General features: G+C 70.2%; 17 protein-coding genes, 1 tRNA gene and 1 pseudogene. 5 read left to right on the top strand and 14 right to left on the bottom strand.

Annotation, left to right across the window (positions count from 1 at the left end):
* The first annotated feature begins 30 nt into the window (after positions 1–30).
* Positions 31–2,169, top strand: a complete 2,139-nt coding sequence (locus O7615_RS20825; protein WP_278179455.1) for a DUF4153 domain-containing protein — start codon at positions 31–33, stop codon at positions 2,167–2,169.
* Positions 2,170–2,183: 14 nt separating this feature from the next.
* On the opposite strand, the gene O7615_RS20820 is transcribed toward O7615_RS20825, so the two are convergent.
* Complete coding sequence (locus O7615_RS20820; RefSeq protein WP_278179454.1) at positions 2,184–3,425, bottom strand: acyl-CoA thioesterase/bile acid-CoA:amino acid N-acyltransferase family protein; 1,242 nt, start codon at positions 3,423–3,425, stop codon at positions 2,184–2,186.
* A 42-nt stretch (positions 3,426–3,467) separates the two neighbouring features.
* Positions 3,468–4,253, bottom strand: a complete 786-nt coding sequence (locus O7615_RS20815) for an SDR family oxidoreductase (RefSeq protein ID WP_278179453.1) — start codon at positions 4,251–4,253, stop codon at positions 3,468–3,470.
* 149 nt (positions 4,254–4,402) lie between these two features.
* On the opposite strand from O7615_RS20815, the gene O7615_RS20810 reads away from it, so the two are divergent.
* Positions 4,403–5,308, top strand: a complete 906-nt coding sequence (locus O7615_RS20810) for an AraC family transcriptional regulator (protein ID WP_278179451.1) — start codon at positions 4,403–4,405, stop codon at positions 5,306–5,308.
* Here O7615_RS20810 and O7615_RS20805 read toward each other — a convergent pair.
* The gene (locus O7615_RS20805; RefSeq protein WP_278179449.1) at positions 5,283–6,257 is read right to left on the bottom strand and encodes a LysR family transcriptional regulator; all 975 of its coding nucleotides are present in this window, start codon (positions 6,255–6,257) and stop codon (positions 5,283–5,285) included. The two genes, O7615_RS20810 and O7615_RS20805, sit on opposite strands and share 26 nt — an antisense overlap.
* A 70-nt stretch (positions 6,258–6,327) precedes the next feature.
* Here O7615_RS20805 and O7615_RS20800 point away from each other — a divergent pair, with 70 nt between their 5' ends.
* Entirely contained in the window at positions 6,328–7,221 is an 894-nt protein-coding gene (locus O7615_RS20800) for a dihydrodipicolinate synthase family protein (RefSeq protein WP_278179447.1), read from the top strand.
* Here O7615_RS20800 and O7615_RS20795 read toward each other — a convergent pair.
* From O7615_RS20795 to O7615_RS20765, 7 genes are all read right to left on the bottom strand, one after another.
* Positions 7,205–7,567 carry a PIN domain-containing protein gene (locus tag O7615_RS20795; RefSeq protein WP_278179445.1) on the bottom strand — a complete coding sequence of 121 codons (363 nt, stop codon included), beginning with the start codon at positions 7,565–7,567 and terminating at the stop codon, positions 7,205–7,207. The genes O7615_RS20800 and O7615_RS20795 overlap by 17 nt on opposite strands.
* A gap of 26 nt (positions 7,568–7,593) precedes the next feature.
* The gene (locus O7615_RS20790) at positions 7,594–7,860 is read right to left on the bottom strand and encodes a hypothetical protein (protein WP_278179443.1); all 267 of its coding nucleotides are present in this window, start codon (positions 7,858–7,860) and stop codon (positions 7,594–7,596) included.
* A 58-nt stretch (positions 7,861–7,918) separates the two neighbouring features.
* The gene (locus tag O7615_RS20785) at positions 7,919–8,539 is read right to left on the bottom strand and encodes a hypothetical protein (RefSeq protein WP_278179441.1); all 621 of its coding nucleotides are present in this window, start codon (positions 8,537–8,539) and stop codon (positions 7,919–7,921) included.
* 156 nt (positions 8,540–8,695) lie between these two features.
* Positions 8,696–9,508 (bottom strand): ABC transporter ATP-binding protein, encoded by an 813-nt coding sequence (locus tag O7615_RS20780; RefSeq protein WP_278179438.1) that lies wholly within the window; start codon positions 9,506–9,508, stop codon positions 8,696–8,698.
* A complete protein-coding gene (locus O7615_RS20775; protein ID WP_278179436.1) occupies positions 9,505–10,530 on the bottom strand; it encodes an iron chelate uptake ABC transporter family permease subunit in 1,026 nt (341 codons plus the stop codon). Before O7615_RS20775 ends, O7615_RS20780 begins: the two co-directional genes overlap by 4 nt.
* A 5-nt stretch (positions 10,531–10,535) precedes the next feature.
* Entirely contained in the window at positions 10,536–11,576 is a 1,041-nt protein-coding gene (locus tag O7615_RS20770; RefSeq protein ID WP_278179435.1) for an iron ABC transporter permease, read from the bottom strand.
* Positions 11,576–12,607 (bottom strand): iron-siderophore ABC transporter substrate-binding protein, encoded by a 1,032-nt coding sequence (locus O7615_RS20765; protein ID WP_278179433.1) that lies wholly within the window; start codon positions 12,605–12,607, stop codon positions 11,576–11,578. Before O7615_RS20765 ends, O7615_RS20770 begins: the two co-directional genes overlap by 1 nt.
* 168 nt (positions 12,608–12,775) lie before the next feature.
* Here O7615_RS20765 and O7615_RS20760 point away from each other — a divergent pair.
* Positions 12,776–12,960, top strand: a pseudogene (locus O7615_RS20760) (hypothetical protein).
* Positions 12,961–13,599: 639 nt separating this feature from the next.
* On the opposite strand, the gene O7615_RS20755 reads toward O7615_RS20760, so the two are convergent.
* The 3 genes from O7615_RS20755 to O7615_RS20745 form a co-directional block, all read right to left on the bottom strand.
* Positions 13,600–13,673 (bottom strand) — tRNA-Ile (locus O7615_RS20755).
* 32 nt (positions 13,674–13,705) lie between these two features.
* On the bottom strand, positions 13,706–15,403 hold the full coding sequence (locus O7615_RS20750) for an insulinase family protein (RefSeq protein WP_278179432.1): 1,698 nt from the start codon (positions 15,401–15,403) through the stop codon (positions 13,706–13,708).
* The gene (locus O7615_RS20745; RefSeq protein WP_278179430.1) at positions 15,400–16,350 is read right to left on the bottom strand and encodes a hypothetical protein; all 951 of its coding nucleotides are present in this window, start codon (positions 16,348–16,350) and stop codon (positions 15,400–15,402) included. The genes O7615_RS20750 and O7615_RS20745 overlap by 4 nt, the downstream gene beginning before the upstream one ends.
* 116 nt (positions 16,351–16,466) lie before the next feature.
* On the opposite strand from O7615_RS20745, the gene O7615_RS20740 reads away from it, so the two are divergent.
* On the top strand, positions 16,467–17,453 hold the full coding sequence (locus tag O7615_RS20740) for a BTAD domain-containing putative transcriptional regulator (protein ID WP_278179428.1): 987 nt from the start codon (positions 16,467–16,469) through the stop codon (positions 17,451–17,453).
* Positions 17,454–18,123: 670 nt separating this feature from the next.
* Here the strand turns inward: O7615_RS20740 and O7615_RS20735 are convergent.
* Positions 18,124–20,829 carry a tetratricopeptide repeat protein gene (locus O7615_RS20735; protein WP_278182170.1) on the bottom strand — a complete coding sequence of 902 codons (2,706 nt, stop codon included), beginning with the start codon at positions 20,827–20,829 and terminating at the stop codon, positions 18,124–18,126.
* Positions 20,830–21,203: the final 374 nt, after the last annotated feature.

Genomic DNA, 21,203 nt, shown 5'->3' with positions numbered 1-21,203 from the left:
GACCGCAGCCTGTCAACCTAGGAGGGTGCGGTGTCCGAGCCGCCACCCGCCGAGCGTTCCCCGAGCACCGGGGAACCCGGCGGCGCCCCTGTCCCGTCCGACGCCGGTCCGACCGGTCCGGCCGGGGCACCCCAACTGCTGGTGATGCCGCCCACCGAAGGGCTGCTGTCGATCGTCTGGCCCGGTCCGGCCGACCAACCCGCCTGGGCGATCCCGGTGACCGTGCCACCCGGCACCCACGGTTACGCGATCTTCCTCCCCCTGGTCGCGACCGCCGGGGAGTCGGCCCCGATCGGCCGGGACACCCCGGCGGCGAGCGCCGCGGTCGCGGGCCGACCAGCGCCGACGACGGTCTCCGCCCCGGTCACGCCGCCGACGGGGGCGGCACCGCCGACCCAGCGGACCCCCGAGACGGCACCACCCACCCCGCCACCGCCGGCTGGTCCGGCCGCCACCGGCGCGCCAACTGGCGCCGCCTCGCACGGGACGGCACCGGTCGGCACGGGAGCAGCAGGAGCGGCGGTCGGCACGGGAGCAGCGGGCACGGCGCCCCGAGCCGGCGCGGCCCGGCCGGTGGGGCAGCCCGGCGCCCCGGTGCTGCCACCACCGCCCGGCCACCGGCCGCCGGGTTCACCGTACGACTTCCGGCGGTTGCCGCCACCGCCGTCCTTCTTCGACCGGGTGTGGCCCGGCCCCGCCCCGGCCCGCGGTCGGGCCACCCCGCTGGCGGTCCTGGCCGGGGCGCTCGGCGTGGCCGCCTTCGTGCCGCTGGGCCGTACCGGCATCGGCTGGTTCCTTGGCTGGCTGGTGCTCACGGCCGGCGTCGTCGTCGCGGTGCGGCGGCACACCGCCGCGCTGCCCCGGGCCGAGCGGTGGGTCCGGGCCGGTTGGGCCGGTGCCGCCCTCGCGCTGCTCGCGGTGCTGGGCTTCCGCAACGCCTGGTGGCTGGTGACGTTCTGCGTGCTGGGGGCGCTGGCCTGCGCGGCGCTGGCGATCGTCGGCGGGCGACGGGTCCGGTCGATCCTGTTCAGCCTGGTGGGCGCCCCGATCGCGGCGATACGCGGGCTGCCGTGGGTGCGTACCCACGTCCGCGCGCCGGGCGATTCCGGTGCCGCGCGCCGGGTTGTCGGCTCGGTCGCCGCCACCGTGGTGGTCCTGGTGGTCTTCGGTGCGCTGCTCTCCTCCGCCGACGCCGCCTTCGCCCAGGTGCTCGGCGCCCTCATCCCGGAAATCAGCGTGAGCGGGGTGTTCCGGTGGCTGTTCCTGGCGGCCGTCGGCGCCCTGATCGCGGTGGCCGCCGTCTACACGATCGCCGCGCCGCCGGACCTGGCCTCGCTGGACCGGCCGACCGCGCGTAGCGTCGGGCTGGTCGAGTGGGCGCCGGCGATCGCCACCCTGGCCGTCCTCTTCGGCGGCTTCGTCGCCGTGCAGTTCACCGTGCTCTTCGGTGGGCAGCGGCACGTGCTGGACACCACCGGCCTCAGCTACGCCGAGTACGCCCGCAGCGGCTTCTGGCAACTGGTCGTGGTCACGGTGCTCGCCCTGGCGGTGCTCGGCGGGGTGAGCCGCTGGGCGCGTCGGGACCGGCGGCTCGACCGGGTGCTGCTGCGGGTCCTGCTCGGCCTGCTCAGCGCGCTGAGCGTGGTCATCGTGGTGTCGGCGCTGTCCCGAATGTACACGTACCAGAAGGTCTACAGCTTCACCGGCGAGCGCATCTTCGTGATGGCCTTCGAGCTGCTGCTCGGTGCCGTCTTCCTGATGATCCTGGTGGCCGGCGTACGCTGGCGCGGCGGCGCGATCCCGCGCCTGACCGCGGCGCTCGCGGTGGTGATGCTGCTGGGCCTGGCGGCGCTCAACCCGGAGGACTACGCGGCCCGCCGCAACGTGGCCCGCTACGAGCAGACCGGCCGGATCGACGCCTGGTATCTTCGCGCCCTCTCCGCGGACGCCACCCCCGCCCTGTCCACCCTGCCCGATCCGGTGCGCCGTTGCACGCTCAGCTGGATCGCCGACGACCTGGCCGAGCCGGACCCGTGGTACGCCTGGAACCTGGGCCGGGAGCGGGCCCGCCGGGTGCTCGACCGGTTGGGGCCTGACGCGATCGGCAACCAGCGCGACTGTCGCCGCGCCGACCAGTTCGACCTGCCGAAGACCCGGTCACCGCGCTGACCCGGCGGCGACGGTCAGGCCGCGGCGAGGAAGGCGAGCAGCTGCGACCAACCGTCCCGCCGGGCGGCGGCGTCGCCGGCGCGGGTGCCGCCGTACGTCTGCACGCCGGTCGGTCCCTGGTGCACCGTCTCGGAGGGCAGGTACGGGACGGTGCCGACGCCGTGTCCCGCGTCGGGATAGAGCAGCATGCGGTGCGGTGGACCGCCGAGGGCCAGCACCAACTCGGCGCCGTAGGCGGCCGCGTCCCAGAGCTGGTCGTCCGCTCCGCTGATCGCCAGCACCGGTCCGTCGATCCGGTCGACCGGGATCCGGCCCGCCGGGACGGGCCGGCCGTTCCAGGTCCAGGCGGCCGCTCCCGTGTACGGGTAACCCGGGTTGACCCAGTTGCTCGGCGCGTAGACGACGACGGCGCGTACCAGTTCCGGGTACAGCTGCGCCAGCAGCAGCGCCGCCTCGCTGCCGCGCGAGTAGCCCACCGCCGCCACCTCGCCGCCGGAGTGCCGGGCGAGCAGTTCGGCGGCGGTGGCGAAGTATTCCAGCGGGATGTCGTGCAGGCTGTCCGGGAGACCCGCCGAGTCGAAGTAGGCGAGCGCCAACACCGGGTGCCCCCGGGAGGCCAGCAACGGCGCGTCGTACAGCCAGCTGATCCCGCCCTCGGACCCGCCGATCCTCAGCACGCCGGGCCGTCGCGGCACGTCGGGCGGGGGCAACACGAGCATCCCGCGCACGCCGTCCGCCTGTGTGGTCAGCTCGGTGAAGGTGACCGCCCCGGCGGTCCAGTCCCGGCGCACGGCGGCGGTGGCCGGCCCGCGTCCGCCTGCGGTGGCCGACAGCCGCACGGTGAAGTCGGGTCTCACCTGCGGCAAGCTCGGCGCGAAGTACGAGGCGTCGCCGTCGACCGGGTCCATCGACCAGAACAGCCCCATCGGGTCGACACCCGAGTAGGAGCCGCCGCTGGAGGCGTCCTGGGACAGGTCCACCGTGCCGTTCCGGTCCGCGACGAAGGTCGCCGTCGCCCGCCACAGCCGTCCCGCGTGGTCCTCGGCCTCGGCGGCGACGGTCACCCGCTCCCCCGCCGTTAGGCCGCCGACGCGTACCCGCACCGGCTCGTCGGCGAGCGCGGCGGCCGGCGTCACGTCGAGGCGTAGTCGGGGATCGCCGCCCACCCCACGGTCGCCGCCGAGCGTGGCCGCCACCAGCAGCGCCACCGCGACGGCCGGCAGCGCCCGGACCACTCTCCGCCATTCACCCCGCATCGACGGAACACGATACCGCCGGCCGTCCACGCCCACCCGGCGTCAGAGGTCGTAGCCGCCGGAGACCTCGATGTTCTGTGCGGTGATCCAGGCACCCGCCTCGCCGAGTAGCGTGGCGATCACCACGCCGATGTCGTCGGGCTCACCGATGCGGCCGAGGGCGGTCTTGGCGGCGAGCGCGGGGATCGCCTCCGGGTACGCCTCGAAGGCCACGACCCCGGAGGCGTCGGAGAGCCGGGTACGGGTCGGACCGGGCGAGACGGCGTTGACCCGGATGCGGCGCGGCGCCAGCTCCTTGGCCAGGTAACGGGTCAGCACGTTCAGGCCGCCCTTCATCGTGGCGTACGCGGAGTAGCCGGCGTCCACGAGGCCCGTGGGTAGCGCCGAGTTGCTGCTGACGTTGACGATGGCACCGCCGTCGGCGAGCAGCGGCAGCAGTGCCTGGGTGAGGAAGTACGGCCCCTTGAGCAGCACCCGCACGAACCGGTCGAAGAGTTCCTCGGTGGTCTCCTCGAACATCGCCCCACCGCCGAAGCCGGCGTTGTTGACCAGATAGTCGAACGTGTCCCGCTGCCAGGTGTCGCGGAGCACGGCGACGATCCGCTCCCGGAAGGCCGGGAAGGTGTCGCTGCGGCCGATGTCCAACCGGAGTGCGACGGCGGTGCCGCCCTCCTTCTCGATGGCGGCCAGCGTCTCCTGGGCGCCGGCCTGGTTGCCGCTGTAGGTCAGCACGACGCCCGTGCCCCGCTTGGCGAGTTGGATGGCTGCGCTCTGCCCGATGCCGGAGCTGGCGCCGATGACGATGGCGACCCGCATACTGCTACCCACCTGTTCATTCGTGGAGCTATCGTTAGCTCCCTACGACTTGGCTGCATCCATATGACCAGCTTGAGCAGGTGTTGCAGTAGAACAATGCTCTTGACCTCTTGCCTGATCCTCTCACTGTGCGGAACAACGGCGGATGCTCTAATGGGCTCGTGCTGCTCGACGAACTGCGCGCGTTGCTGGCCCGTCACGCGCGGCCCGACTGGACCACGCCCATCGACGGCGTCCTGATCGGCAGGGCCGAGCAGGCCCACCAGCCCTCCGCGTCGATGTCGGGCACGGTGCTGGCGCTCATCGCGCAGGGCGCGAAGACGCTCGCACTCGGCGACCGGGTGTACGAGTACCGCGCCGGCCAGTATCTGATCGCCTCGGTCGACCTGCCGGTCACCGGCCATTACACCGAGGCCAGCCACCAGCGGCCGGCGCTCGGGTTCGGCCTCGCCCTGGAGCCGTCGGCGATCGCCGAACTGCTGCTCGACACGCCACCCGGCGGCCTCCCCCGCCCGCGCGGCGGCACGCCGTCCGCGCTGGCCGTCAGCGATGCGCCCGGCGAGCTGGTCGACGCGGCGGTACGCATGCTGCGTCTCCTCGACCGGCCGCGCGACATCCCGGTGCTCGCACCACTGATCAAGCGGGAGATCCTGTGGCGCCTCGTCACCGGCGAACAGGGCGACGCCGTCCGCCAGCTCGGCCTGGCCGACAGCAACATCGCCCACGTCACCCGCGCGGTGCGCTGGATCCGGGACAACTACCGGCAGGCGTTCCGGGTCGAGGAGATCGCGCAGCTGTCGGGCATGAGCCTGTCCGCGTTCTACCGCAACTTCCAAGCGGTCACCGCGATGAGCCCCATCCAGTTCCAGAAGCAGATCCGGCTCCAGCAGGCGCGGCTACTGCTGGCCGCCCACCCGGACGACGTCACCGGGGTCGGTCATCGGGTGGGTTACGACAGCCCGTCGCAGTTCAGTCGTGAATACCGCCGCCAGTTCGGTGCGGCACCGAGCCAGGACGCCGCCCGCCTCCGGCACACCGCGTTCACCCCTGCGGTGTCCATCCCGTAGCGGCCCCTCCTTTGATCGCTCCGCCGCGAACGCCATCGGTTGTTCGACCCGTCTCGTCGGGCGTGGTCGCGGCGGCGGTCCGCAGCGCCGCGACGGTCGCGGCCACCGCCGGGTGATCGCCCGCGCCCTTCCGGTACGCGATCCGGGTGCGTCGCCGGACGGTGAGCGGGACGAGACGGACCCCGCCGGGTGGTTGCCCGACGGCCAGTTGGGGCACCAACCCGACTCCCTGGCCGGCGGCGACCAGGGCGAGCATGGCGGCGAAGTCGTCCGCGTGGTGACGTACGTTCGGCCGGAAGCCGGCCAGCTCGCAGGCGTGCAGGGTCACCGCGTGGCAGAGCGTCCCCTGGCTACCCACGATCCAGTCCGCGTCGCGCACCGACCGCATCGGGTCGCCGGCCGGATCGTGTTCCGTGCCGGCGGGAACGGCGATGAACACCGTCTCGTCCAGCAGCGGTGTCGAGTCCAGCGCCGGATCCGGCTCGACCGGCACGATGTCGTAGTCGTGCACGAGGGCCACGTCGAGACGGCGGTCGCGCAGCGCGGCCGGCACGGCCACCGGATCCAGTTCGGTGACCATCAGGTCGAGCGCGGGTTGGTCGCGGGCCAGCGCGACCAGGGCGGGCAGCAACAGGGTACGCACGGCGCTGGGGTACGCACCGATGCGTACCGTGCCGGAGAGTCCGCCCCGCGCGGCGGCGAGGGTGGCCTCGGCCGCCTCCAGCGCGGCGAGGATCACCTCGGTGTGCCGGACCAGCGACTCCCCGGTCGGAGTGAGGGTGACTCCCCGGCCGGCGCGTTCCAGGAGCGCGACGCCGGCCTCCCGTTGCAGCGCGGCGAGCTGCTGGGAGACGGCGGACGGTGTGTAAGTGTGCGTCTCGGCGACGGCGGCGATGGTGCCGAGCCGCGCCAGATCCCGGAGCAGCCGCAGACGGCGGACGTCAAGCATCAGCCCAGCTTACGTATCCGTTGAGCAAGCGGAACTGGTCCTTCACGGTCTCGCCGTCGAGGCTGAAGGCATGGCACTCACGGGTCTGTACGTTCCGCTGATCACACCCTTCGACGGGCGGGGTGGCGTCGCCGTCGACGCGCTGACCACCCTGGCCCACGACGCGCTGGCCGCCGGGGCGGCCGGCCTGGTCGCCCTGGGCACCACCGCCGAGCCGCACGCGCTCTCCGACGCCGAGCAGCAGACGGTGGTCGACGCGGTCGCCGCCGCCTGCCGAGAGCATCGGGCGCACCTGCTGGTCGGCGCGCACACCAGCGAAGCCCTGCAAGCCCTCGCCGGACGGCCCGAGGTCACGGCGGCACTCTGCCTGGTGCCGCCGTTCCTGCGACCCGGCGAGGAGGCGGTGCTCGCGCACTACGCCCGGCTGGCCGGGGCATCCCCGGTGCCGCTGGTCGCCTACCACGTCCCGTACCGCACCGGGCAGCAGCTCTCCGTCGCGGCGCTGCGTCGCCTCGCCGCGCTGCCCGGGATGGTGGGGGTCAAGCACGCGGTCGGCGGCATCGACGCGGACACCATCGCCCTCCTCGCCGACCTGCCGCCCGGCTTCGCGGTGCTCGGCGGCGAGGACGCGTACATCTCACCGCTGCTCGCCCTCGGCGCGCCCGGCGGCATCCTCGCCTCCGCGCACGTCGCCACCACCGACTACGCCACGCTGGTCGCGGCCTGGCAGACCGGCGACGTCGTCCGGGCCCGGCCACTCGGTCACCGGCTCGCCACCCTCTCGGCGGCGCTGTTCGCCGAGCCCAACCCGTCCGTGATCAAGGCGGTGCTGCACGCCCAGGGACGCATCCCGACACCGATGGTCCGTCCGCCACTGCTGCCGGCCACCCCGGCGGCCACGGCACATGCCCTGACGGTCGCCGTGGCCGCCAGGACGCCGGCCATGATCAGAGGCGACGGATGACCAACCCCGGTTTGGCGTCCGAGGCGGCCGACAGCTGCGCGATGTCCTCCGGATCGCTGGTGAAGACGATCGCGCCATACGCCAGCGCAACGGTCACCACGCCGGCGTCGACCACGTCGCGCGTGCCGGCCTTGCCGCACAACACGCCGGCCGCCTTCGCCAGCTCGATGCCGACCGGGACGATCTCGCAGCTGTTCAGGAACCGGCCCAGCTGGACCTGGCGGCGGCCGTCGCGCCATGCCTGGCCTACCACGACGGAGGGGATGAGCAGGCGCCGTCCCTCTTCCACGGCCAGGTGGTGGATCGCCCACATCCGCCGATCATTGCCATCGATCGCAAGCAGCACCCCGGCGTCGTAGACGTAGGGGATGCTCACGCTGCCGCCTGACCGGGCGTGCTGAGCGCCTGGGCGTCGGCGGCGGCCATCTCCGCTCGTGCCGCCGCAATCTCCTCCACGGTGAACGCACCATGTTCGGCCTGCCAGTCGGCGACCAGTCGCCGCCCGACCCGTCGCCGCAGCTCACTCTCTGCCGCGCTGGCGACCAGCCGAGACAGCGGGACGCCGTCTTCCCGGGCCGCCGCGCCAAGCGCCTGCACCAGCTCCTCCGGGAGCGTGACGGTCACCTTCTTAACTGCCATACAAGTACCATACACCGATATGGAGCGCAGACCTGCGGTTACTCAGCGCGGCCGGTCGTCAGCTTCCGGAATCGGGGAACAGCGGCAGGTCCAACCGCAGCCCCTGACCGTCGATCTCCAGCTGTTCGACCCTGGCCGAGAGGCTGGGCGGGCCGGCGTACGTGCCGGTGAGCGTGTAGAGGCCCGGGTCAACGGCGAATTGGAAGCCACCGTCGGGGCCGGTAACAACCTCGATCCCGACCGGCTCCAGCCGGATCGTCGCCCCCACCACCGGTAGCCAGGTGGTCATGTCGAGCGCCCGACCCCGGAGGCTCCACATGACGGACACCGTGAAGGATCCCCGCGTCATGGGACTGAGCCGACCGCGGCGGTCGACTGCCACCGCGTACACCGGACGCTCACCGCTCAGGTCACCGACGTCGATCGTCACATCGGCCGCACCATCGGGCCCCGCCGCGATCACGCTGCCCAGGCTGGCGCCGTCGACGCTGTACCGGTAGCTGCTCACCGAGGCGCCACCGTTCGCGGCAAACCTGATGGCAAGCTGGCCGCCTTCGACCACGCTGTCCCCGTTCGGGAAGCTGATCACCGGCGGGAGAGGCACCCTGACCGACTGCCCGGCGGCCGCCGACGCCACCAGCGTCGAACCCGCGACCGACAACACCAGCGACGCGGTCATCGCCACAAGTCCACGGCGAGTGGAACGGGCGCGCGCACCCGAGGTTGATCCGACGAACATTCCAGCCCCCGCCTCATCAGAATGTCACAGCTCGATCACGCTAGCCGGGCAATATGATCTCCGTCAACATCTCTGCGGGGACCTGTCGTGACCGGCCTACGACACCCCGGATTGGACGTGGTGGCGGCCGATCGGCAGCATCAGCGGCTTGCCGGAGACCGGGTCGAGGATGACCTGGCTGTCCAGGCCGAAGACCGCGCGTACGCACTCCTCGGTCAGCACCGCCGCCGGCTCGCCGGCCGCATACAGGCCGCCGCCCGCCAGGGCGATCAGGTGGTCCGCGTAGCGGGCCGCCATGTTCAGGTCGTGCAGCACCATCACGATCGTGGTGCCACGCTCGGTGTTCAGGTCGGTGAGTAGATCCAGCACCTCGACCTGGTGGCTGACGTCGAGGAACGTGGTCGGCTCGTCGAGCAGCAGCAGGTCGGTCTGCTGGGCCAGCGCCATCGCGATCCACACCCGCTGACGCTGGCCGCCGGACAACTCGTCGACCGACCGGTCGGCCAGGTCGGCGGTGTGGGTGGCATCGAGCGCGGCGGCCACCGCGAGATCGTCGTCCGTGCTCCACCGCGACAGGATCCGCTGGTGCGGATTGCGGCCCCGGCCGACCAGGTCGGCCACGGTGATGCCCTCCGGCGCGATCGGCGACTGCGGGAGCAGGCCGAGGGTTCGCGCCAGCTCCTTGGCCGGCATCCGGTGCACCTCCCGGCCATCGAGCAGGACATGACCGGTACGCGGTGCCAGCAGCCGCGACATCGCCCGCAGCAGCGTCGACTTGCCGCAGGCGTTGGCGCCGACGATGGCGGTGATCCGGCCGGGTGGTACGAGCAGGTCGAGCGACTCGATGACGACGCGCTCGCCGTAGCCGACGGTCAGTTTCTCCACGGCCAGAGAATGGTGGGTGGTCACAGCGAGCCTCCCGCGCGGTTCGTGCGGACGAGCAGATAGATGAGGTACGGGGCGCCGAGCACGCCGGTGACCACACCCACCGGGAAGCGGGTGTCGAAGGCGAACTGGCCGAGGAAGTCGGCCACCAGCACCAGCAGCGCGCCGACCAGCCCGGACGGCACCAGCAGCGAGCCGCCGGGCCCGACCAGCCGGGCCGCGATCGGCCCGGCCAGGAAGGCCACGAACGCGATCGGTCCGGTGGCCGAGGTGGCGAACGCGATCAGGCCGACGGCCGCGACGATCGACAACAGCCGGGTACGTTCCAACCGGGTGCCCAGCGCCGCCGCGGTGTCGTCGCCGAGCTGCAGCATGGTCAGATTCCGGGCCTGGCCCAGCAGCACCGGGCCGAACACCGCCAGCGCGATCAGCACCGGAATGGTCTCGTCCCAGGTGGAGCCGTTCAGGCTGCCGTTGAGCCAGCGCGTCGCGGCCTGCAGGTCCCACTGCCCGGCCTGGGTCAGGATGTACGAGGTGGCGCTGTTCAGCATGGCGGCGATGCCGATGCCGATCAGGACGAGCCGGGTGCCGGCCACGCCATCCTTGAAGGACAGCACGTAGATGACGACGGCGACACCGAGCGCGGCGACGATGGCGAACACCGAGACGCCGGTCTCGCTGAGACCGAGCACGATGATGCCGAAGGCCGCCGCCGCGCTCGCCGCCGAGCTGATGCCGATGATGTCGGGGCTGGCCAGCGGGTTGCGCATCATGGTCTGGAAGGTGACGCCGCCCATCCCGAAGCACACCCCGGTGACCAGGGCCAGCACCGTGCGGGGCAGCCGCAGCTCGCCCACGGTGAACGAGGCGCCGGGCACGCTCTCGCCGAGGATCACCCGCAGCACGTCGCCGGGCGGGTAGAAGGTCTGCCCGACCATCAGCGAGACGACGACCATCGCCGCCACCGCCACGCCGACGGCGACCAGCACGGTCTGCCGCCGCCGGCTGCGCCGGACCCGGCCGCGGGTGACGGCCTCGAGGGTCATGGTGCTCACAGTTCGCGTACCTTCTGCCGGCGGACGATGTAGATGAAGAACGGGGCGCCGATCAGGGCGGTGATGATGCCGGCCTCGATCTCGTCGGGCCGGTTCACCACCCGGCCGGCGACGTCCGCGGCGGTCAGCAGCGCGGCGCCGACGAGGGTGACGAACGACAGCAGCCAGCGATGGTCGAGCCCGACGAGCAGCCGGCACAGGTGCGGGACGATCAGGCCGACGAACGCGATCGGCCCGGCGACCGCGGTGGCCGCGCCGCACAGCACCACCGCGCCGAAGGCGGCGACCCCGCGCACCAGGGCGACGCGTTCGCCGAGGCCAGCGGCCAGTTCGTCGCCGAGGGCCAGCGAGTTCAGCGACCGGGCGCAGAGCAGGCAGATGACCAGGCCGGCGATCAGGAACGGCAGCACCTGGCCGATGCTCTCCCAGGTCGCGCCGCCGACCCCGCCGACCTGCCAGGATCGGAAGTTCTCGGCGATGTCGCCGCGGGGCAGCACGACCGCCACCACCAGCGACGCGAGGGCGGCGGAGGTGGCCGCACCGGCCAGTGCGATCTTGAGTGGGGTGGCGCCGCCACGGCCGAGCGAGCCGACCGCGTAGACGAACAGGGCGGACACGGCCGCGCCGGCGATGGCGACCCAGATGTACGCGGTGGCGGTGTACAGCCCGACGGTGGCCATGCCGACCGCGATCGCCAGCATGGCGCCCATGTTCACGCCGAGGATGCCCGGGTCGGCGAGCGGATTGCGGGTGACGCCCTGCATCACCGCGCCGGACAGCGCCAGTGCCGCGCCGACGAGGGCCGCCAGCGCCGTACGCGGAATGCGCTTCACCACGGCTGCCTGATTGAGCGTGTCGTCGGTGCCGCCGAAGGCGGCGATGATGTCGGACCAGCCGACGATCCGGGAGCCGAAGGCGACCGACGCGAACATGACCAGGATGAGAACGGCGAGGACGACCAGCAGCCAGCCCAGGCGTACCCGGGCCGGGCGTCGCAGGGCGGCGACGTCCGGCCCGGACAGGGTGTCGACGGCCATCAGATCTTGTCGGCGGCCTTGCCGAGCAGGTCGACGTAGTCCTTGAGCACGAACGAGACGGCGAGCGGCGTCGGGTTGGCGGCGGTGGCGACCGGAGTGCTGCCCGGCAGCGAGACGAACGAGCCCCGCTTGATCGCCGGGATCTTGGAGAGCAGCGGGTCCTTCTGCAGGGTCGCCAGCGTGGTGCCCTCGGCGTCACCGTAGGTCACGATGATGTCCACGTCGCTGAGGTTCTGGATCTGCTCGGCGCTCTGCGTGAGGCTGAACTCCTCGGTGGTCGCGGAGGCCTTCGCGATGCTCTCCGGGTGCTTCATGCCGAGGTCGGTGAAGAACTGGCTCCGGGTGTCGTGCGTGGTGTAGAAGCTGATCTTGCTGAGGTCGGTCGGATCGAGGTGGGTCAGGAACATCACCGACTTGCCGGCCAGCTTCGGGTAGCGCGCCGCCTCGTCCTTCATCTGCTTCTCGATCGTCGCGATCAGCGCGTCGCCTTCGGCGGCCAGGCCGAGGGCCTGGCTCTCCAACTTGATGCTGTCGCGCCACGAGGTGGCCCACGGGGCCTTCGGGTACGCGACGACCGGCGCGATCTTCGACAGGGTGTCGTAGTCCTGCCGGGTCAGACCCGAGTAGGCGGCCAGGATGACGTCGGGCCTGGTGTTGGCCACCGCCTCGAAGTCGATGCCGTCGGTCTCGTCGAACAGCACCGGGGTTGACGCGCCCAGCTCCTTGAGCCTCGCGGCGTCCCAGGGCAGCAGGCCGTCGCCGTCCTCGTCGCCGAAGTTCGCCTTGGCGTAGCCGACCGGGACGATGCCCAGCGCCAGCGGCACCTCGTGGTTGGCCCAGTTCACGGTGGCGACCCGCTCGGGCTTCTTCTCGATCGTCGTGGTGCCGAACGCGTGGGTGACGGTGACCGGGAACGACGCCGCCGCGCTGCCGGTGGGGGTGTCTGTGGTGTCGGACGATCCGCCGCAGGCCGCGAGTGTGAGTGCGGTGGTGGCGGCGACGATTCCGGCGAGCAACCGGGTGACGCGCATGCTGAGGTACTCCACTTCACGTGAGTTAGGGATGCCTAACCTAACAGCCAGCTGATGCGCCCCGCCCCGGCCCCCGGTGACCGCCGCCTTCCGAGCCCTGCGGGCCAGGCTCCCTTGCTACTCCCCCCAGACCAACGCCGAGATAGCCGCCGACTTCGTCATCGGCGCATGACCCTGCTGCTGGACACCCACGTCGTGCTCTGGGCCATCGCGGGCGACGCGACCCTCGGCGACGAGTTCCTCAGAGCGCGGGGAAGCTCGCGGGGCCTCCCGACCTCGCCGAGCGGGTAAGGGACATGGGCTTCCGTGACGCTTCGATGGCGCTGTACGACGTGGACGTCCTCAAGGTGTGACCGGACAGGCTCGATCGGCCCGCCTCAACCCGCTACGCCGACGCGGCGCGAGTTACTTCCCACCTCTGGTGCTGTTGGTGGACCGCCTGTCCTGACCGGCTCACCGCCGGCCAGTCCCCTACCGCGTCGCCAGATTGATCCGACGCGAACAGCACCGGCGCCGCCGCACCAGCCATCCTCCGTCCTCGTGGGCGCCGTCCTCAGTTCCCGCACCACCACGGCAGGTGTACGGCGCTTCGGTTCTGACATGTTCGGAACAACGAGGTCCTCGACCGCACCGTCGCGCGCCGGTCCATCGCAACGCCTGGTCATCCGGGTCCAAGGAACTTCCCACCGCAGCAGACGCACTGTCATGGCCCGATGAGCGGAAACCGTATCGTCCACATCGCCCGCTGCCGTCGTGGCCGGTGTGATGTTCCCGTCCGCTGCGGCAGCGTCTGGGGTGGGCTGTGTGCGCTGTCGAGCTGATAGCGCGAATGGGTCACGGCCGGGGTGGCCGTCTGTGGGGCGCCGCGACGGCGCCCTGCGATAGCACAGACGGCTCAGCTCGACAGGGCCCATGTGCCCTGCCTGGGGTCACCGTCGGTCTGGAGGTCCGCGTATGTCCCGCGCCTGGGTACGACCTCGTACGTGGTTGGGTGGGGCGGACGGGACTCGAACCCGTGACCGATCGATTATGAGTCGACTGCTCTAACCGGCTGAGCTACCGCCCCGGCACCGGCCGGATCTTATCCCGTCCAGTCGATCACCGGCGTCGTGCCCGTGCCAGCAGCACGACGGGCATCGCGAGGATAACAGTGAGCAGCCAGCCGACCACGGCCACACCCCACAGCAGGCCCTTGTCCTCCTCGGCGGTGGGGTTGATGAACATGCCGATGGTGAGCAGCAGGGCCAACCCGCCGATGCCCAGGGCGGCAAGGCCGCTGAGCACCATCAGCGGCACCTCCCACCAGGCCCGCTTCCCGCGGGCCGGGCGCCCCCGGGCCTCCCTTGGGGTACGGGGGCGCGGGATGTCCTCCGGGTCGCGGGGTGGCATCCTGATCTGACGGTCGATGGGCACCCCGCCGTCGATCACGTTCAACGCCGCCGGACGCATGTCGAGCAGGGCCGGCTCGATGTGCAGCACGATCGCGTCGTGGCCGATCAGCTGCCGGGCGCCGTCCGGCCAGGCGAGCATGACGGCGCAGTCGGCGTACGTGACGGTGAGCGTGCCCCCGGTGCCGAGGCGGCTGACCCCCTCGGTGCCGACGCAGAGTCGACTGTCGTCGTCCCGTGCGCGGTAGGTGGTGCCCGCCACGGCCGACTCCGACGAGGTGGGTGCCGCGGTGAAGCCGGCCCAGTCGGCGCTGGTCCCGCCCGGCACCATCAGCAGCGCCGAGGCGCACACCTCCTGGGCGACCTCGTGCAGGTCGGCGATGGTGAGCGCCTTGAGTTCGGCGCAGTGCTCGTCGAGCGTACGGTTCGGCTCGCCGGTGAGCAGGTTGAAGGCGTACGCGGGCAGCCGCGCGGCGTCGGCCTCGGCGAGGGCGCACATGTCGACCCGCTTGGCCACCGCGGCGTCGAGGTCGCCCTGCTCGATCCGCCCCACCCGCAGCTTGGCCAGCACGTCGATGAAGCCGCCGAGCACGGCGTCCTGCTTCTCGGCGAGCGCGTCGGCGAGGGCACGCAGGTGGGCCTGCCCGTCGCCGCGCGGCTCGTATCCCGTGGTGGTGGTGTAGGAGAGCCCGGCGTCCTGGCGCAGCGCCCGGAACAGTTCGCGCTCCAACACGTCGGCGAAGACGCTCGCCGCGGTCCGGCGCCGCACGACCGCGTCGAGCACCACCGCCTGCGAGCCGTGCACGAAGTACGCCGGCGTGGTGGGCAGCGCCGAGGAGGCGACCGGTACGGGCTGCCGGGTGCCGGCGGGCAGGTGCAGCCGCAGCCCCTCGGGCACCCGGTCACCGGCGATCCAGAGCACCGCGTTCTCCCGGGTGAACCAGCGCGCCGCCCACCGGCGCAGGTCGTCGGGGGTGAGCGTGCCGAGACCCCACTCCGGGTAGCTGCTCAGTCCGTGGTCGCGGGCGCCGTGGCGCCAGAGCGGGATGTCGTCGGTGGCCGTGCTGCCCCGACTGCTCCATTCGGTACGCAGGATGTCCTTCTCCACCTCCAGCCGCCCGGTCGGCAGCTCGGTGAGGTTCGCGCAGACGGCGGTGAGGAAGGTGGCGATGTCCTGCGCGGAACCCTGCATGTGGAAGGTGGTGAAGACCGGTCCGGTGGCGCCGTTGAAGTGGTAGTCGGCAATGCCCAGCGGCGCGAGGACGAGGTGTTCGAGCAGGTGGGTGATGCCGTGACCGGCCAGGGTCTCGTCGGCGGTGCCGACCCGGAAGGTCAGCCCCGCGCGCATCGGCCCGCCGGTGGGGGCGAGCAGCGTCGGCACCCCGTCGGTGTCCAGGTGCTGGATCACGGCCGGCCGCCCTTCGCGTACGCCTTCTCACGGAACCGCTGGAACTGCGCCACCGCGTCACCGAGGTAGCCGAACATCGACTCGTCGCCGAGGTCGCCGAGCGCGGCGAACTGCTGCGCCGCCGGCGTCCACTCGCGCATCAGGCAGAACGCGAAGGCGAAGGTGCTGCGTACCCACACCCAGCCCCAGTCGTTGCGGTGCTCGGGATGCCAGATCGAGCGGTGGGCCGCCTCGTGGATCTCGGCGCGGACCTGTGGCCCGCGCAGGAACTCGCCGGCGGCGGAGAGGTTGCCGTGGTCGATGGCCCGTTCCAGGTGCGCCTCGACGACGAGTACGGCGTTGGGGGCGCCGGGCGGCGCGGCCGCGGTGCACTCCCGGGCGAAGGCGTACGCCCGCTCCCAGGTGCCGCTCCACTTGGGACAGAACTGCTGCAGGAGGGAACTCTGCGCCGGCAGGTGATGCGGGTGGTGGGCGGCGAGCCGGTCGTAGCGGCGGCGCGCCTCGGCCTGACCGAGTTGCAGCCCCCGGGCGCTGGTCACCCGCTGCGTCCAGGCCGCCGCGTCCTCGGGGTGGCGGGCGGTGACGTCGATAAGCACCTGCTCCGCCCGGCGCAGGTGGTCGAAGAACTGGGCGAACTGCTGTCGGCTGACGTACTGCGCCTGCTCGGCCGAGCGGATCCGCCAGCCGGCCCGGATCAGGTACGCCCCCAGCATCGCCCCCGCCAGCGGGTCCTCCGGCTGATCGGCGAGCATCTTCCGCAGCTGCCCCTCGGCGTCGGGCAGCTCACCGACCTGGCCGACCAGGACCGTGCGGCCGTGGGCGTCCTGCGCGTCGACGAGCGCGCGCAGGGCCGCCCAGTCGCCGGCGGCCAACGCGCCGCGACCGGTGGCCACCTGGGGGTACGCCACCGCGGCGTCGAAGACCGGCGGTGGGAGGGGTGCGGGCATGGCGAGGATCATAAGTGATCATCTTCGGACCCGGAGTCCCGATTTCCGGTAGACCAGGTCCGGGTCTGGTAATGCGACACTGTTCCTAGTGATGCTTCGGTACGCGGGAGATTGAGATGGATCTTCGAGTACTCGGCGAAGTGCAGATCCGGGCAGATGACAGAACCATCGATCTCGAGCGTTCGGCGGAACGCTGCGTACTTGCCACACTCGCGTTCAACCCAAGCCGCCCGGTCCAGGTCGATACTCTCATCGAGAACGTTTGGGGCGATCAGCCACCGGCACGGGCCGAACAGACCATCGCAAGCTATGTCCGTGCCGTCCGCCGAGCGATCGAGGACGCCGGTGGTCAGCGTGCCTGGCTCCTGAATCGCCGTCCCCGTGCCTATGAACTACGCATCAACCCGGCGGCCGTCGACTATCACCGCTTCACTGCCCTGGCAGCAGCCGGGCGAGCAAAAGCTCGCGACGGTGACCACCACGACGCCATCGTCGCCTACCAGCACGCCCTCGCCCTCTGGCAGGCCAACCCCCTCGCCAACGTTAACGGCGACTGGGCGGATCGGCGCCGACACCGCCTACGGCAGGAGCGTCTCGATACCCACTGCGCGCTATTCGAACAGCAGATCAAGACCGGCGACCACGAGGCGGTGGCATCCGGCGCCACCCGACTGATCGACGAGACCGTGCCCACCGATCGGCTAATAGCGCTGGCCATCCATGCCCTGGCCAACTGCGGCTACACGTCCATGATCCCCGGGTTCGTCAGCCGCGCCGCCGAGCACATGTGGAACGCCGTCCAGGTCCTACCGAGTTCGGACATCGACGCACTCGCGCGATCATTGGTCAACCGGACGACCGTGAACGCCTCGCACGAGCAGTCCAGGCGTCACCCCCCACCGCCGGCCGAGCACATGGGCGTCGGCCCGGACGCCAAGGATCCCTCCGGTGTCGAAGATCCCGCACCGATGGCCCACACCGACGAGGCCTCGACGGAGGGCAGGCACGACGGACATACCTGGCAGAGAAATGTCTCGATGTCCGCCACGCTCAACGAAAACGTTTTCCAGTGTTTCGGCGACCAGCACATTTACGAAGCGTAGGTAGCTGCGGCCGCACAGCGTTTGAAACCACGGTTCCTCGCGGCCATCTCAGGCCAGGATGTCGTTTTGGCATAGGCGCGGACGAAGAGGTTCCGTCGGTCACCCACCCACCCCGTGCATCAATCCGTAGCGCGCCCACTACGAGAGGTGGTGGGATTCCCGCCAAACGTGAGTAGTATGTTAATCTCGTCCTGATAGACCCCGAACGCGAGGGTAACCACACGTAATCAGGAGCACACTGCGTCGTGACCAAGGTCGACGGAATTCCCCCCGCAATCACATCCGCCACAGGTCGGCGGAGAAGGAAAAAATGATAGTTACCTCTGCCACCCTTACGTTAGCCCTGGCCACCGTTCCGTCAACCCCTTCCCGAAGCGAGGAATCGCCGTCGAGCACACGCACCTACGCAGTTGCCACCTCGACCGTTGACAGTTCGGGCGGTAGCGGCCGAATGTACACCACCACCGAGCCACCGATCATCGGAGCTCGAATTACGGACATCACGAGTATCGGGATTGATACTGAGCGATTCCACTGGGAACGATGCGATCCACAAGCACCGATTGGCCAACTTTCCTCGCGCTAGGCATTGCATGGCGATGAGGGCGGCTGACGCCTAAACGCGCTCGGGAGCTCCGGTACTGACACCATCGGGGCTCCCACTGCGGGCTCATGCCAGGTTTTTCTCGCGCGATGCCCTGATTAATCCAGCAACGTTTCTGGCAGCTTGAATCGCGCCAAGGCGGTGGTAGGAATCCCGCGCCTGGTTTAGGTTTTCCATGGCCTGGCCCTGGTTGCCGAGGGAGAGGCAGCAGCGGCCGATTCCTTCGGTGGACTGGGCCTCCTCGCGTGGGTTTCGGGCCTTGCGCGCCAGGTGTAGGGCTCGTTGATGGTGGTCCAGCGCCCGCGATGGTTGATTCTGTACCAACAACAGCTGGCCGAGTTGGTTGTGCACTTGTGCCTGCCCGAGTGGGTCTTCGAGCTGTCGGACGATAGTCAGGGCCTCGTCATGCGTTGCGGCGGCGGCCTGATGCTGACCGGTCAGGCGCTTGATGGCTCCCAGCTGATTGAGCGCGTCCGCCTGGCCGGCCGGGTAGCCAAGGTCGCGGTAGAGCGTCAACGCCTGGGTGAGTGAACGTTCGGCAGAGGAGTATTCACCGTTGGCGGAACGAACGGTGCCGAGATAGTTGAGGGCATTGGCTTGGCCGAGGCGATAGCCCAGGTCCTGATGGATAATCAGGGCACGGGTAAGCGCGTTCTCGGCAGCGGAATATTCGCCCGTTTCGCAGAGCGCGGCGCCGAGATAGTTGAGCGCGCGAGCCTGCCCGTGCCGATCACCGAGATCTCGATAGATGTCCAGGGCCTGTTGGTGGGCTTCGATGGCCGGCCGGTACTCGCAAGCAACCTGTCGAGCGCCACCGAGTTGGTTAAGGGCGTCTGCTTCTCCCTGGCGGTCTCCCAACTCACGAAATATGGTCAGCGCCCGCCGTTGAGCCTGGATGCCGGCATGGTGGTTCTCCGCCTGGTGGTGTACCACACCGATCTCGTTCAGGGCGTTGGCCTGTCCGTGCAGATCATCTAGATCTTCGTACAGGATCAGTGCCTGTTCCAGATCGTAAATCGCCCCTGGATGGTCGCCTGTGCGCCGACGCAAACCGGCAAGCTGGGTGAGGGTGTCGGCGATATCGCGAGGATGATTCAGGTGATGGTATAGGTCCAGGGCGTGGTGTAACGTCGCGCTCGCCGATTCGTAGTTTCCGGTCAGCCGATGGATGGTTCCGAGTTCGCGCAGGCAGTGGGCGTGGGCCTTTCGATTCCCGGTCCGCCGGGCCGCGGTCGCTGCTGCCCGGTGGAGTGAGATGGCGTGGTCCCATGGGCCGCTGTTGCGTAGATAGGTCGCGGCCGAGGCGGCGACCGCGATGATGCGTTGTGTCTGTTGGCCGACCGACAGCACGGTGACACAGGCGAACAGGTTGCCCAGTTCGGCGTTCATCCATGCCAGCGCCTCATGACGAGTGTGCAGACTGGGCAACGCAGCTGGGGCTGGAGCGGGAGCGTCGGACGACCGCCTGCCGGGCTGCGAGAGCTGCCGATTTGCGGTGTACGCGGCGTACTGGTAATAGTTCAGCATGCGCGTGATGGCCTCGGTGTTGTCCGGGGTGGAATCGTGGTCGACCCTGTCCTGGGCAAATTCCCTGATGAGGTCATGCGAGCGGTAGCGGCCCCTGGTTGGTTGGTCGATTAAGTGGTCGTGGTAGAGCGCGTCGAGTTGCCGTTGGGCCCGAGCCGGCGATATGGCGTCGAGTGCGGCAGCGGCGTAGCGGTCCAACTCGGTGCCGGGGTGTAGGCCCAGACGGCGGAAGAAACGCCGCAGGCTCGGGGGTAGCCGGCGATACGACAGGTCGAACGCTGCCGCCACCCCAATGTCTTCGGCCTGCATGTGGGACAGCCGATGGTTGGCGTCCATCATTTCCTGAACCAGGTCAGCGACCTGCCACTGCGGCTCCGGACGCAGTTTCGCGGCCAGCAGGCAGATCGCCAGTGGTAGGTTCCCGCACAGGCTGACCAGTTCGTGAATGGACGTAGCCTCCGCGCCGGCAATTGATCGGCTGGCCCGGGTGGCGAACAACTCGGCGGCGTGCTCGGGTGAGAGGGTGCCCAACGCCAGTGTCACGGCGGCGTGGCGAGCGCTCAGTCCGGTCAGGCGCCGTCGGCTGGTGATCAGCACTAGGCAGTTGGCCGCACCGGGCAGCAGGGCCTCGACCTGTTCTCTCCCGGCGGCGTTGTCGAAGATAACGAGAGTCCTCTTGCCAGCCATGCGACCACGCCAGAGGGCGGCCCTGGCATCGACATCACCGGGTATCTGCCCGGCGTCCACCCCGTCGGCCGCGAGCAGTCCAAACAGGGCGTCGGCAGGTCGCACGGGACCTCGACCAGAGCTGTGGGCGTGCAGGTCGATGAAGAACTGCCCATCCGGGAATCGGCGTGCCAGCAGGTGCCCAGCGCGGATCGCCAGTGCGCTCTTGCCGACTCCCGGCATGCCATCAATCGCATGGATGGGAATTGTGCCGGTGTCGCCATCCAGCTTCGTGACTCTGTCGATCAGATCACGAAGTTCGCGGCTGCGGCCGGTGAGAGCCGCTGTGTCTCGTGGAAGGGTATTGCTGACCGCCGCAGGCGCAGGTGGTTGATGATCATAGATGTGCTGATCCCCGGCAGCCTGATAAACACGACTACTGCTACGCGCCTGCAAATTAAGTCTCTCGGCCGAGCGCGGGATTCCCGCGGTGCTCGACTTCGACTGCGCAGTCGCGGGCATGGTTTGCCGCGGCCTATCGCCCGCACCTGGGTGAGGGTCGCCGGCGGTGGCGGCCATCACGATCGCCTCCGTCTTTGGGCTAACCCGCACTTGACACCTGCGCTGCATTGCGCGTCCGGGATGCCGGTTGCAGCCGTGGCCACTATCGACTTCATGGGGCCCCCTACAGCCGTGAAGCTACCTCCACCATAGAGACATAAGTCGATTTAGCGTTAGAGTTGTCACCTATCCGAGCCGATCCGCCACCACGATCTCTGGACACCGCCCGCCGGGTCGAAGCGGCCATCGCCAGCACCGCCGCCGGGCTTGTCTTTCACGTCCGACCATCAGCCGATGGACGGCCAAGGTCGTCCATCAAGGTTGTTCATCCTCCGTCCGTCCTCACGAGCGTTCTTTGGCATCTCGCGCAGTTTGCCCGATTCTGCACTCTG

It is taken from the genome of Micromonospora sp. WMMD1082 (assembly GCF_029626175.1).
Classification (GTDB): Bacteria; Actinomycetota; Actinomycetes; order Mycobacteriales; family Micromonosporaceae; genus Micromonospora.
The sequence above is the reverse complement of the archived record's forward strand: the minus strand, read 5'-3'. Positions and strand labels throughout refer to the sequence as shown.

Bases quoted from the DNA above. Each gene is read 5' to 3' on its own strand.
- O7615_RS20820 (WP_278179454.1), bottom strand. From the start codon at position 3,425: ATGCGGGGTGAATGGCGGAGAGTGGTCCGGGCGCTGCCGGCCGTCGCG.
- O7615_RS20805 (WP_278179449.1), bottom strand. From the start codon at position 6,257: ATGCTTGACGTCCGCCGTCTGCGGCTGCTCCGGGATCTGGCGCGGCTC.
- O7615_RS20800 (WP_278179447.1), top strand. From the start codon at position 6,328: ATGGCACTCACGGGTCTGTACGTTCCGCTGATCACACCCTTCGACGGG.
- O7615_RS20790 (WP_278179443.1), bottom strand. From the start codon at position 7,860: ATGGCAGTTAAGAAGGTGACCGTCACGCTCCCGGAGGAGCTGGTGCAG.
- O7615_RS20785 (WP_278179441.1), bottom strand. From the start codon at position 8,539: ATGACCGCGTCGCTGGTGTTGTCGGTCGCGGGTTCGACGCTGGTGGCG.
- O7615_RS20775 (WP_278179436.1), bottom strand. From the start codon at position 10,530: ATGACCCTCGAGGCCGTCACCCGCGGCCGGGTCCGGCGCAGCCGGCGG.
- O7615_RS20770 (WP_278179435.1), bottom strand. From the start codon at position 11,576: ATGGCCGTCGACACCCTGTCCGGGCCGGACGTCGCCGCCCTGCGACGC.
- O7615_RS20765 (WP_278179433.1), bottom strand. From the start codon at position 12,607: ATGCGCGTCACCCGGTTGCTCGCCGGAATCGTCGCCGCCACCACCGCA.
- O7615_RS20745 (WP_278179430.1), bottom strand. From the start codon at position 16,350: ATGCCCGCACCCCTCCCACCGCCGGTCTTCGACGCCGCGGTGGCGTAC.
- O7615_RS20740 (WP_278179428.1), top strand. From the start codon at position 16,467: ATGGATCTTCGAGTACTCGGCGAAGTGCAGATCCGGGCAGATGACAGA.
- O7615_RS20735 (WP_278182170.1), bottom strand. From the start codon at position 20,829: ATGGCCGCCACCGCCGGCGACCCTCACCCAGGTGCGGGCGATAGGCCG.